Source organism: Streptomyces sp. A3M-1-3 (genome assembly GCF_024213665.1).
Classification (GTDB): domain Bacteria; phylum Actinomycetota; class Actinomycetes; order Streptomycetales; family Streptomycetaceae; genus Streptomyces.
In genome coordinates this window covers 1-12,394 of the sequence record NZ_JANAVP010000060.1, presented here as the reverse complement: position 1 = coordinate 12,394, position 12,394 = coordinate 1, and the positions used below count along the sequence as shown (strand labels likewise).

Here is a 12,394-nt window from a genome sequence, read left to right as displayed (position 1 = left end):
GGTCTGTCTTCACACACTGACATTGGACGCCCTCGTCCTATGTCCGCAGGCCATCCCTTGGACTCATTCATCTAGGGTACGAAGCAGTCAGCAGCGCTCCCTGTGGCGTCCTCGCCCCGATCCCGCCACCACCGACCACGATCATGTCTCCAGGAACAGAGCAACTAAAGTCGAAGAAATGGGCCTCTGCCGACGGTGCCTGCTCACGAAATACAGCGATGGCTACCTTGCCCGATGCATCCTTGTCCTCGAAGACCAAGTCAGCCATCTGATGATCCTTTCGCCAGTTCTCATGACGGAGTACATCGCAGGTCACGTGCGTTATAAATCCACGCGAGGTGCAATCAGACTCACACGCCGCAACGTAGGGCGCACCGCGTAATAGGCCATATAGGACTCGTAGCCGCCACTTCACGTATCCGTACCACTCCAGCCGCAGCTTGGGCGCGTTCCACGAGACATCGAGCCACCGCCCTGACCGCCGCCGCAGTCACGGTCCGTCAATTCCGCCGAGGTCGCGGCCGTGAGAAGTCATAGGCGGGGCCGCGGCCCCGCCGCCGCCCGAGCGATCAGGTCAAGGTCGAGGCGGCTGTTCATGTCCAGCTCGAACCGGCCGTAGGGGTTTACGTGTGTCCAGAACAGCGGGGACAGCGCCCGCCGGTCGGCGTCGGTGAGTGTGTCGGCCCACTTCGGGTCGGCGAGGACCTGCTGCATCAGCAGCGTGTTGACGTGCACGAGGGCGGACTGGAGCAGGTGGAGGGCGAGCATGGACACCTCCTGGGACTCCTTGTCCTGCCCGGCGAGGTCGCCGTCCTTGCCGTAGAAGAGGTCCTTGTTCGCGCTGTTCCAGTTCTCCACGACCTGAAGGCCCTCGTGGATCTCCTGCCTCAGCTCGGCATCGGCGAGGTAGTCGCAGACGAACGCCGTGCGCACGGCCCGCCCGAGTTCCTCGATCGCCTGGTAGGTGGGGTGCTTCGGGCCGCCGCGGGTGAAGCGGCGCAGGACCTGCTCGGCCTCCGCGGTGCCCAGGCGCAGGGCGGTGGTGTACTTCACGATCTGGTCGTACTGCTGACGGATCAGGTCCCAGTTGATCGTCTTGGTGGACAGCACCGGCGCGAGGTGGGGCCAGTTGTCGTCCTCCCCAGCAGCCGGCCGGTACAGCCGGGCGGAGCCGATGTTCTTCAGCCTCGGCATCAGCTTGAAGTCGAGCATGTGGGCGAAGGCGAAGCCGACGATGGACGCACCGTGGGTGTCGGTGTACTGCCGGTCCACCTCCATGTCGGTGCAGTGCCGCAGCGCGCCCTCGATCATCGAGGCGACCTCGGAGGCCGAACAGGACTTGAGCTGGGAGTAGATGCACACCGACTTCCGCTCGACGTGCCAGTAGATCATCACGCCGGGGCCCCGGTAACGCTGGTGCCACTCGGTCATCAGGTTCGAGGACCAGGAGCCGAACTTGCGGCTGTCGGAGGCGCAGGCGGTGCCGGTGCCCCACCATCCACGGGGAAGATCACCCGCCGCACGGTGCCGGAGGGCTCCGACAGTGCCGCCTGCGCGACCCGCAGCAGCATCGCCTCCTTACCGCGGACCTTCTTCAGCTCGGCCCCCAGTTCCTTCTCGACCTTCCGCTCCGCCCGGGTGTTGATCTTCAGCACTAGCTGGATGAACAGGTCCACCAGGGAGTCGGTGATCTCCGTCTGCCGGACATGGCACAGCGTGGCCAGCAGAGTCAGCCGCCGAGGCGGCTTCATCCGCTCCAGGTTCGCCGGGTACTCCTTCGACGCGCGCCCGCCAGGCGTCCACCAGCTTGTCCGACACGTCGGCGAACAGGTCCGCGGGCAGCTCCAGCCGCCGCACCCGCTCCAGCTTGTTCACCTCGGCCAGCAGGCTCTCCAGCCCCGGCGCCCCGGGGTCAGTCTTCAGCTCGGTGAAGTGCGACCGCCCGCCCCCGGCCGTCGCGCCGTCGCCGTCGGCGCCTTCCTCCGTGCCGTCGCCCGCGACCAGGTCCTCCAGCCGCGAGCGGGTCGCGTGGCTGAGCCGGTCCAGCGTGCTGCGGCAGAACCGCTTCTCGAAGTCCTTGACCGCCTTGCCCACCAGCCGCCGCACCTGCCCCGGCGTCGGCGGCTCGATGTGGTCGTTGCGGCACCGGGCCACCACCGCCGCCGCGAGCCGGTCACGCGACAGCTCCACCGGGCACAGCTCGGTCGCCAGCCACGCGGCCAGCCGGTCCTGGTCCTCCTCGGTGTTCGCCCGGAACCCGTACGCCGCCCGGATCTCACCCCGGTGCCGCTGGATCGCCTTGCTCTGCCAGTCGTAGTCCGCCCACGCCTCCGCAGGCACCTTCAGCTGCTGGGCCACGTATTCCACCGCGGCGGCCGGCACCTCCTTGGCCGACTCCGGGAACCGGGCCTCCACCTCGAAGAACTTCAGCAACAGCGCGAACCCAAGCCGAGTCGCCCCCGACTTGTTCCGCACCCGCTTCATGTCGTCTTCGAGCAGCGTCCAGACCTCGATCAGGTCCTCCGGCTCCCAGTCCTGCCGCACCCGTACCCTCCGCCCCACCCCGAGGTCACTCGTTCAGCTCAACGAGACGCCCAGCGAGGGGAAACGACGACCACAGCAGTCACACAGCGCTACATGTCCGTTCGCCGTAGCTATACGAGAACAGGGCCTATTGAGCGACTTTCGACGTGACAACGAACGGGCTGGTCCACGTCACGGTCGTGAGGATCAGCCGAGAGGACAAGCAAGAGGCTTGCCCTTGGGGTGTTCCTCAACCGGACATGACGTCACCACATCACGCCAGTGCAGACGAGTCCGGCCATCCGTGCAAGCGACTTCAGGCATTGACAGCGGTGCGGGCGTTTCCGCAGGTCGCCCAGTGTCGAGAACCCGCGCCGGGAATCAACGTCGGTAAACGGTCGCTCTCGACATCCCACAGCGAAGAGGCCCTCTCACATGGAGTGATGCCCCCAACGGCACATGTCCGCCGTATTCCGGTTGCCTACCAACAGGCGGTTGCGCCGGATTCCGGGCTTGGCCAGCTCGCTGATCGGGGTGGATTTCGGGGCCGCGCCATGTCGATTTCTCTTCCTGGCCCGGGTGAGGGAGGCATGCGGAAGAGCACCCCTTAGCGCCACTGCCCACCCTCCGTGGCCTCGTGGCCGCTGAGCCGGGCCGCTGCGTCGAGCAGCACGGTGTCGGCGTGGTGGCGGGCGACCAGCTGGAGGCCCACCGGCTCGCCGTCCGGTGTACTTCCGGCAGGCAGCGTGAGCGCTGGATGGCCGGAGAGGTTGAAGGCCCAAGTGAGTGCCACGCTCATGCGCGATCCAGGGCCGTCGTTGCCGTGTGGGGGGTGTGGTGTGGTGGGGGTGGCAATGATGTCGACCTGGTCGAAGACTGCTCGCAGGCTTTGCTCGTTGGCCTCGACCAGGGCTTCGGTGTCCGGGGCGGGAGAACCGGCGCGAAGGGCGGTCCAGGCCGGAGCCGGATCGCGCAGCTCCACCGAACGCTCGACGACGGTGCACAGCCCGGCTTGTGCGATCCGGTGCAGAGCCCGCCGGGCGGTGTCGGCGATGTCGGGGTCGGTGGCGGCGTACCCCAGCGTGGGCGTCCAGGCCACCGTCAGACTCCTGACCAGCGGCAGGGGTGTGCTGGTGGGGGCGACGGCGCTGAGGTAGGCGGCGGCGTCGTGCGGGGTGCGGGTCAGTACGCCGGGGGTGTTCAGTCCGGCGCGGTCCCGGGAGGGCAGTAGCCCGTTGGTGGGCTTGAAGCCGATAATGCCGCACCAGGCGGCGGGGATACGGACCGATCCGGCGCCGTCGGATCCTGTGGCAAGTGGCACGAGACCGGCGGCGACCGCGGCCGCGGACCCAGCCGATGATCCGCCCGGCGACCATGCGGGATTGAGGGGGTTGAGGGTGGGGCCGCGTTCGGTGAAGCCGTAGGTCTGCCAGCCGGTGCCGGAGCGGGGGACGGAGGTCGCGCCGATCGGCACGCATCCGGCGGCGACCAGGCGCTGGTTCTGGAACGAGGTTGCACCTTCGCTTGCCTTGACCCCAATCGGTACCCCGGCCAGCGGCAGGCGGGCCCCCCGGGCTACCGCGGCATCGACCTCGGCCGCCACGGCGCGCGCCGAGTCCGCCCAGATGGCCGTGAAGGCGCGCAGGGCGCCGTCGCGGTCGGCGCACAGCGCCAGCGCGGTGTCGACGACATCGCGAGCCGTGGCCTTGCCGTGGTTGACCAGGTCGGCGATCTCGGTGGCAGACAGGGACGCGTACAGGTGATCGTCGAGCATCGGATCATCCCCCGCTCTCTCATCGGTCGTCAGCGGGCAGGGCCGCCGCGCTTCTTGTCGGTGCTCTGGGTGTGCCGGGGAGCGGCGCCGTGATCGGGGGCGGCTTGGTGCTTGGAGGACGTGCCGGGTGCGCGGCCCGTGCTGCGCATTCGGGCTGCGGAGGTCCTCTGGGTCACGTAGGGGAACTTCGGGAACACCCAGGACTGAAGGTCGGAGTCGGCGACCTGGCGGACGATGCGCTCCATGAGCACGGCCATCTCTACCGGGCCCACCCCGCCTGGGACCGGGGTGATGTTCTGTGGGAGGCCCGCGGCGCTGGGGTGGATGTCGCCGGCGACGCTGCCGTCGGCCTGCGGGCTGAACCCGGAGTCGACGACCGCCCGGTGGTGGGGGCGGATGTGCTCGGGCGTGAGCAGGTGGGCGCTGCCGGCCGTGGAGACGACGATGTCCGCGCGGGCGGCCCGGCTCAGGTCGTCGCCCTGGTCGAGCGGGACGACGGTGGTGCCGCGGTCTTCCAAGAGGCGTACGACTCCGCTGCCGACGAACCCGCGGGCCCCTACGACGGCGACGATGGCGCCGGAGTCGAAGGCCGCGACGATGCGGCTGATGCCGTCCGCGGTCGCGCAGGCCCGCTGTAGGGAGCGGTCTCCCAGGAGGCCGTCGATGTCCTTGGCCGGGTCGAGCCGCTGCACGAGCGCGGTCAGACGGGCGGGCGGCGGGAACTGAACGATCACGGCACGGATCGCCGGGTCGGCGTTGCAGGCGTCGATCCGTGCCGCGAACTCGGCGGCCGACACGGTACCCGGCAGCACGACGTGGTCGACCGCGAATCCGAGGTGGGTGAAGGCCCGGACCTTCTGCTCGGCCGATACGCGTGAGGCCTGCATGCGCTGGGCCCACTCGGGCGGGTCGGTGTCGGTGGGCAGGAAGCGTATGACGGCCACCCGCAACTTGGCGGGCTCGATGCGCGCTCGGTAGTCCGCCAAGTCCTCGCGGACGGAGCGCAGTAGGTCCCGGCCTGACAGCTGGCGGGTCATACGCGGCCGAGCCGGGCCAGGGCTTCGTCGACGGGCTCCAGGCGCCACGACCAGAGCAGCTTGTCGGCGGGTTCCGGCTCCAGCAGGCGGTGTCCGATCAGGTCTCCCTCGAAGCGCGCGCCGTCGAAGGAGAGGGTGACTTCGGTCAACGTCTCCGGTCCGGCCGGGTCGTAGGAGGAGAACGGCCCGTGGTGGGCGAACCACGCCAGACGCGTCAGGTCCACTTCGGCCGCCGGGCCGCCCAGGACCGCCCAGGCCGCGGTCGCTGCGCTGGGGAAGTCGGCCGCGATGCCGAGTGCGTCGGGGTTCTCCGCGACCTCCGAAAGCACGACCGCCGCCGTCGTCCCGGCGAAGGGCCGGACGAGCCGTGCCAGGCAGAAGGCGTCGCGCCCCAGCGCGTGCCGCCAGGTCACGAGCGTCGTGGTCACGACCGCCTGCGCGGTCTTGTCCCTCAAGATGCGATGAGCCATGTGATCTCCTTCGAAAGTTTTTGCGATCGATCGTGTGGACCCGGTCCGTAGGTCCGCAGCGGTTCTGCGGCCGCAGGCAGATGCAGGCGGTGGCGGACCTACACGGACGCGGGCGGGCTGGTTGGTCAGCCGGAGGTCTCCACGCCCTTGCTGCCGGACTGCTTGTGCTCAGCTCGTGGTAGGCGTCGATCGTCCGCCACTCGGCGGCCGGACGGGGGTCCCAGTGGCCCCTGGCGGCCGCACCGTGCGGCCTCCCGGTGCTGGTCCTCCTCGTAGACGGTCTTGAGATAGAACTGCTGACGCGGGTTCAGTTCCTGCCAGAGCGTGGCCTAGTCGACGGGCACGGCGTTCTCCTGCTCCTCACGGGGTCGTGCGATACCTGGGTCGGGTCCGGGGGCTGGTCACAGTCCGATCTGGTCGGTGGCGGCGTCTTCCCACTTCTCGCCCTCGTCGACGTACTCCCAGAAGACGGGGCTGTTGGCGGACCACCCGCCTTGGGCCCGCAGCTTCTCGGCGCGCTTGCCCTTCTTGCGGCCCGTGGTGACCAGTCCGCGGCGACCGGAGTGGCCGGTGATCCGCCGTCCGGTCAGGCCCGCGTACTTCGCGGCGCGGGCCATCGCACGGCCGCAGCCGTCCGGCGACAACCGTCCGGAAGTCCCGAGGTTGCCCCACTGGTCGACGTACAGGAAGGCCGGTCCGTCGGGTGCCGCGCCGGCAGCGAGCTTGGCCTTCTGCCACGCGTTCCAGCAGCGCACCGGGCAGGTGTTGGGATCCTCGCCGTAGGCGACGACGACGTCCCGGGGCGGGCGTCCTTTCACGCTGGGGACGTGGACCTCCAGGCCTTCGTCGACGAGCCGGACGTACGCGTCGTCGAGCGCGCTCATCTCCGCGTTGCGCCCGGCGCCTCCTCGCCGGGGGCGCGCGTCGTTGGGCTGCTCCGTGATCGGAGAGGCGTCGAGCAGCGGCCGGTGCGCGTCGGTCATGGACAACGACAGGTAGCAGGCGGCGGCTGCGGACAGTGGAGCGGCGAGCCGCTGGGAGAGGGCCGTGCTGCCATCGGGACGGCGCTATTGGTACGGCCCGTCCGCAATCCACGTTGCCTGGGAGGCCATGTTATCCAAGTCCACCATCACTCCGGACCACATGTCGCTTCCATTGCCAGTAATGACGCGGCTGAGGAAGCCGTTGTACCGGGCCCGCTTCGCGTACGGATACAAGTGAGCGAACTGTGCCTCGTCTCCTTCGGCCTTCCCCACGTCTACGATCCAAGAGGTATGGTCCTCCGAAGTCCAGAATCCCCCATCAATGGGAATGGTGAGGGTCTTCGTACCGAGGGGGATGCTGTTCCACCTCACGGTGGCTGTGCCGGTGAATGTGCCGCCGTTTCCAGGCGGGTCCACGTTCAGCTCGTAGCCTTGCCCATTGCTCTGAACGATGTAGAACTTCCCGCTGAACATGCCGTCGGCTCCCGATGAGAGGTCCACTTTAAAGTGCCGCACGAACGCTGAGCTTCGGCGTCACCGCGAATGTGGACCTGTTGGGTGCACGGCGCCGACGGAGCTTCAGGCAGCGCCTGCCACCCACCGACGCGGGTCACAGTGGCGACCGCGTGGCGGGTGGTGCCGGCCACGGCCTCGACGAAAAAGTCGGCGGAGGTACTGATGGACACGTTGCCGGCGATGCGCGGCTTACGAGACCAGAATGTTATACCTGGCCTCCACAATCTGCTCGCTCTCCTGGAACACGACGCCTGCCGGACCTGACTGGATAAAATCGTGGGGAATCTTCTTGTCGATGAAGCCCAGATTGTCGTTGTTGCTGAACTCGTCATGGTCGGCCAGGTGGCCACCGATCCACAGAAACTCTCCGGGATGGATGGCAAACTGGGGCGAACTGCTGTTGATTGTGTGGGTCGAGCCCTCGGTGACTTGGATTCGGTCAGTGTCGTTCCTGTGCCACAGGTGGTGGGTTTCCAACGGATGGAACTCGCCCACCTCGTTGACAAACACGCGCCTGGCGAATAGGTCTCCGTAGATTTCGAGGTTGAACCCGGGGTCGTCGCCGGTGGCGATGCCCTTGATGCCGACCAGCGACACGATAACGTTCTTGGCCATGACCGCACCATTTTCTCTGTTGACTGGTGAATTACCCATCCAGCACGCCTGGGGACCTCTTGGCGATGCGCCACGCCCCTTGCACTCCATTCCAATCGTCATACAGAGAAGAACTATGTGCCACCGCATGCCGATCAGATATTGAAGCGGCAACAGTTGAATAAGGCTGCCAACGGACGCAATTTCGACGCTCGGCGCGTGATGCTGGCGCCGGTTTACGTCTGAGTTTCCTCAAGCCCCCTGCTTCGCGACGGAGTTGTCACGTCGGTGCCGTGCCGAGGGATCTTGCTGAACGGGTCGCGCTTCGCAGCCTGCGCGGGGCGGACGTACACGAGTTGCGGGATCGGGGAGTCGGGGCGCCAGCGCCCGGCTTCGGCGATCTCCTTGTCGGTGGTGTCGTTCATGCTCAGATCGGTGGCGGCGCCCGCGCGAAGTCCGTGGGAGGACACGGGCCGACCGTCGGCGACGAGCCCGGCCGCGGAGAACCAGTGCTTGACCCGCTCGTTGACGGTCTGCGGCCGCAGGTAGTCGCCCCGCACGGTGGATCGAGTCGACTGCGCCACGGTGTGCAGCTCGGGCTTGTGCGTGACCGGCTGCATAGGCGGCGACTGCGGCGATGAGGTAGTCACACCGGCAGCCCTCGGCGCACTCCCGCGCCGGGGGCCGGGCGAAGTCGCCGTTTGCGGCTGTTGGCATGGTTCTTACCGGCACCCCTAGAGTCCGGTGGGTTCAGTCAAACTGAAGCCTGTTCAGCGGGAACTCGCGGGTCGATCTGTGTGCATCAGCTCGGCGTGTCCGTGGGTTCGGCGGGAACGTGGGGTGGGCTGCGAGGCGGCGGGCTTCGGCCGTGACCTCGGCATCGATCTGTGCCGCTGTCTTGTCGCCGTATTCGAGGGTGTCGTACTCGTCGTCGAGTTCGGCCAGCTGTTCCGTAAGTGCGAGTTCGTGTCCGTGGTGCTGATGAATCCGGAAGGTGAACTCCCGAGGTGACAGCTCGCCGGCGAGCATGCGGCGTGCGAGCGCGCGCACGGCGGCTTCCTTGCCGGCATCGCTGGCGACTGGATAGAAGGTGAGGCCGAGCTCTTCGAGAGCCTCGGGGAGCAATTCGTGCACGTCGTAGTCCGCCTCAGCACGTGTGCAGGCAGCTAGGATTCGAAGCCCGGGGCTGTCGAGCCCGGCGACGAGCGCATCACAGGCTGCGCTGACGACGTCGCGTGCCCGTACTTCTCCCGTGCTCCAGAGGGCGGCATGGTCCTGAAGGGCACTTGCTGCTGCTTCGGTCGACGTCACCCACCCATGATTCCCTTCACGGGGTGTCCTGGTCGAGCTGATTTCGTCGAAGTTGCTGTTCAGCGGCCTGTACCAGCAAGGCTCGTGCGGAGTCCGCGTAGCGCATCGCGGTCTTCTCATCGAGTCCGAAGACCTCGGCGAGATGGAGGGGGTCGGGGCCATGGGCGAGGGCTTCTTCGAGCTGCCGGTCGACGCGGAGCTGTTCCAGGGTGGCGGCCTGGCCGCGAAGCGGTGTGGTCAGGGAGACCGCGCTGACCGGGCCGGTGCCCAAGGCGGTGAACTTGTTGATCAGCAGGTGCGGGTTAGCGGTGTCGGGCCAGCGGCAGCGTCGGTGGTCCAGCCACTCGCGGGCGACGTGCAGTGTCAGCGCGTCCAGAGGCCGGACCCGGCCGTCGATCACGAGCTTGCGATTGCCGATGTCAAGGTCGTCGAGTTGGAGGCGCTGGATCGCACCGGATCGCGCGGCGTGCACCGCGGCGAGCGCGAGGACCAGCCGGTCCGCCGGCTTGGCGACCGCGGCAACGGAGTTGTTGACGTGCTCGGGCTCCAGGGGTTGGAGGATGCCGTACTCGTGCTGGCCAACGCGGATGCGGCTGGTCGGATTCTTGAAGATGGTGCCGCTCTTCTTCGCTCGGCCGAACAGCGACCGCAGCACGATGAGCGTGTGCCGTCGCTGGCTGCCGTGGAGGGCATCGAGCTGGGTGAGGACGTCGTCGCGCGTCACCTCGCGCAGATGGCCGTAGGGGACAGACCACTCCAGCAGGACGGGACGGATCCGATTGAGGTAGCCCCAGACCGTGGCCTCGTCGCGGGGCTGGGACCTGGGGCCACCGTCGTGCAGGAGGCGGGCCCAGTGCTCCACGTCGCGGCGGATTCCGGGGGCGATGCCTTCGAGCTTGCGCTCCAGCCACTGTTCGAACGACGGCGTCCGGTCGTCTTGGAAGACGCCGATGTCGGCGAGTACTTCCACTGTGCGTTGGACGCTGAGCCCGCGGGATCGCAGGGCCGGGAAGATCTCGGAGTGCCGCACGACTTCGCCGCTGACATGGCCGGACAGCACGATGACCAGGGCTCGGCCGACGTCGAGGCGGACACCGCGAGGCCAGCCGTGCGCTTCGCCGAGACGCTGTGCGGTATGCCGGGCCCAGGCCAGCCACGGGTTGTCGAGCCGGGCATGTTCCTGGCGATTGAACCGGGTGAGATCTCGGCGGGCCTCGAACAGCGGCGGCTGGAGCCAGCCGGAGACCGGCCGGTGGGCGGGGGCCGGGTCGGGGTGGCGCGGGCGACCCCGACGTCGTCCCTGCTTACCTCTGGGAGGGCCGGGCTGACGCGGACGGTGGAGGTTGGTGAAAAACAGTTGATGATGCTGCACCTTCTCCAAGTAGGGGTCCAAGACGGTGACTTGCCCCCTGGCGTCCTGGCTCGCCTGATGCCAGCACAGACGGCAGTACCCCTTCTTCAACCGCACTGTTCGCCGACAGCCGCTGCACTCGGCAGGCTCCTCGTTGCGGCGGAAACTCTCGCATGCGCCGCAGGCTCGGCCGGGCAGCACGCCCCAGCCAAGCAGGTCGGGCAACTGGCTGGCGGTTTGCACTTGCCCGCCGGCAGAACGTAGGCCATCACATCGGCGGCAGAGACGGGCCGTCACGGCGACGCGGAACCACCACCGGGGCCGGGCCAGCCGCAACGGCGGCCTGCAGGCCGGTCTCCTCGCCGGGGCGCCGGACTTTCTCCGGCTCGGGGATCAGCAGATCGCTGATCTCGCAGCCGAGGGCGACGCAAATGACGTCCAGGTCCTCCAGCTTGAGTGAGACGGGCTGGCCGGACCACAGTCCGGACATCTTCCCGGCCGAGATCACCAGGCCGTGCTCTGCCAGGCTCCGCTGGAGCTCGGAGGCTTTCCAGACGCCCTTGTTCGCGGCGGTCAGCCGTAGGTTCCACCTCATCGGACCGTCCTTCCAGCCGCTTCGCGGCCCGTTCCGTCCCGGCGACCCAGGCATCTTCAACCCGGGTCTGCTGGACGTGGATGTATCGCATGGTCGTGGCGATCCAGGAGTGCCCCAAAACCTCCTGGATTGCGAGCAAGTCAAGCCCGTTTCCATAGAGTTGGGACGCGCAGAAGTGCCGAAGGACATGCGGAGTCAGCGTCTCGCCCCACCCCGGCAGGTGCGCTTTGGCCGCGTCCTTGAGCCCGCTTCGCAGGGCGTCGTCGCCCACCCGGCGGGAGGAGCCATCGGTGCTCTTGCGCTCGGAGGGAAACAGCGGGGCACCAGGGCGTGTGTGATCGTCGTCGAACTGGCCCCAGACGTCCTCGATGAACCACCGAAGCGTCCGATCAGCGCCGTTGATTAGCGGCACCATCCGCTCACGCGGCCCCGATCCACGGGCGCCCTTGCCGTGGCGAACGTGGAGCTTGCCGAAGCGGCCCAGGTCCCACTTGATGTCGGCCAGGTCGAGCTTGCATGCCTCGCTCACCCGCAGGCCGACCTGGGACATCAGCTTCGAGGCGGTGTAGTTCCTGGCGGTAGGGGCGAACTTGCGGCACGTCGCCAGCTCGCCGCCCCAGCCCGTGAACAGTGTCCCGACCTCCGGCTCGCTCGGCGGGATCCGTAGGTGGGCGTCCTTGGCCCCACGCGGCCGGTTCATCTCGTCGATCGGGCACTCAACGACCCGGCCGGTCATCCGGTGGAGCTCGACCTTGTGCCGCAGCTCCAGGAACATGAAGTACGTCGTCAGCGCCTGCGACCGGGCCAGCCGGGTGCCGCTGGGAGAGTTCCGCAGCACCTTCCCGAAGTACGAGTCAGCGTCAGCGGGCTCCATGTCCCACAGGGGCCGGCCGAACCAGGACCTGATCTGGTCCAGGTGCCCGACGTCCCCACGGATCGTGCCGTCCGCCAGACCCGCCGAGGCCCGCGCAAGGACGAACCCGGACAGCACGTCGGTCTCGAACCGCTCCAGCTCCTCCGCCGACACGGGTGCCCAGTGCTCACGCAGGTCCCGTACGACTGCCAGCGCCGCCAACCCGAGCCTCCTCACCTTCGGCCCGACTGCGGATCGGTCGGACGAGGTGAGAACGCTTCAAGAATCCCGAAGTTACGTCACAAGGCCACAGAGCACCGCGACCTTGTCGGGCGCCCCGGCGGTCACGTGGAGCGGAGGAACGCTCCGTGGCAAGGTGGCGATGTA

12 protein-coding genes and 2 pseudogenes are annotated in these 12,394 nt (G+C 67.9%); all 14 read right to left on the bottom strand.

Annotation, left to right across the window (positions count from 1 at the left end; translation table 11 throughout):
• Nucleotides 1-67 precede the first annotated feature (67 nt).
• On the bottom strand, nt 68-268 hold the full coding sequence (locus NLX86_RS33820) for a hypothetical protein (protein WP_254375653.1): 201 nt from the start codon (nt 266-268) through the stop codon (nt 68-70).
• A 263-nt stretch (nt 269-531) separates the two neighbouring features.
• Nucleotides 532-1,494, bottom strand: a pseudogene (locus NLX86_RS35250) (transposase); the annotation flags it as partial.
• An 84-nt stretch (nt 1,495-1,578) separates the two neighbouring features.
• Complete coding sequence (locus NLX86_RS35245; RefSeq protein WP_374214025.1) at nt 1,579-2,544, bottom strand: DUF4158 domain-containing protein; 966 nt, start codon at nt 2,542-2,544, stop codon at nt 1,579-1,581.
• A 586-nt stretch (nt 2,545-3,130) separates the two neighbouring features.
• On the bottom strand, nt 3,131-4,297 hold the full coding sequence (locus NLX86_RS33810) for an amidase (protein ID WP_254375652.1): 1,167 nt from the start codon (nt 4,295-4,297) through the stop codon (nt 3,131-3,133).
• Between the two features lie 29 nt (nt 4,298-4,326).
• Nucleotides 4,327-5,334 (bottom strand): bifunctional 5,10-methylenetetrahydrofolate dehydrogenase/5,10-methenyltetrahydrofolate cyclohydrolase, encoded by a 1,008-nt coding sequence (locus NLX86_RS33805; RefSeq protein WP_254375651.1) that lies wholly within the window; start codon nt 5,332-5,334, stop codon nt 4,327-4,329.
• Entirely contained in the window at nt 5,331-5,804 is a 474-nt protein-coding gene (locus NLX86_RS33800; RefSeq protein WP_254375650.1) for a hypothetical protein, read from the bottom strand. The genes NLX86_RS33805 and NLX86_RS33800 overlap by 4 nt, the downstream gene beginning before the upstream one ends.
• A gap of 401 nt (nt 5,805-6,205) precedes the next feature.
• Nucleotides 6,206-6,787, bottom strand: a complete 582-nt coding sequence (locus NLX86_RS33795) for a hypothetical protein (RefSeq protein WP_254375649.1) — start codon at nt 6,785-6,787, stop codon at nt 6,206-6,208.
• An 84-nt stretch (nt 6,788-6,871) separates the two neighbouring features.
• Nucleotides 6,872-7,261: a hypothetical protein gene (locus tag NLX86_RS33790; RefSeq protein ID WP_254375648.1), complete on the bottom strand. Its 390-nt coding sequence runs from the start codon at nt 7,259-7,261 to the stop codon at nt 6,872-6,874.
• Between the two features lie 231 nt (nt 7,262-7,492).
• Nucleotides 7,493-7,918 carry a hypothetical protein gene (locus NLX86_RS33785; protein ID WP_254375647.1) on the bottom strand — a complete coding sequence of 142 codons (426 nt, stop codon included), beginning with the start codon at nt 7,916-7,918 and terminating at the stop codon, nt 7,493-7,495.
• A gap of 215 nt (nt 7,919-8,133) precedes the next feature.
• A complete protein-coding gene (locus NLX86_RS33780; protein WP_254375646.1) occupies nt 8,134-8,547 on the bottom strand; it encodes a hypothetical protein in 414 nt (137 codons plus the stop codon).
• Nucleotides 8,548-8,647: 100 nt separating this feature from the next.
• Nucleotides 8,648-9,208 (bottom strand): hypothetical protein, encoded by a 561-nt coding sequence (locus tag NLX86_RS33775; RefSeq protein WP_254375645.1) that lies wholly within the window; start codon nt 9,206-9,208, stop codon nt 8,648-8,650.
• A gap of 16 nt (nt 9,209-9,224) precedes the next feature.
• On the bottom strand, nt 9,225-10,856 hold the full coding sequence (locus NLX86_RS33770) for a hypothetical protein (protein WP_254375644.1): 1,632 nt from the start codon (nt 10,854-10,856) through the stop codon (nt 9,225-9,227).
• Complete coding sequence (locus NLX86_RS33765) at nt 10,828-11,154, bottom strand: helix-turn-helix transcriptional regulator (RefSeq protein ID WP_254375643.1); 327 nt, start codon at nt 11,152-11,154, stop codon at nt 10,828-10,830. Before NLX86_RS33765 ends, NLX86_RS33770 begins: the two co-directional genes overlap by 29 nt.
• Nucleotides 11,155-11,233: 79 nt before the next feature.
• Nucleotides 11,234-11,854, bottom strand: a pseudogene (locus NLX86_RS33760) (tyrosine-type recombinase/integrase); the annotation flags it as partial.
• Nucleotides 11,855-12,394 lie beyond the last annotated feature (540 nt).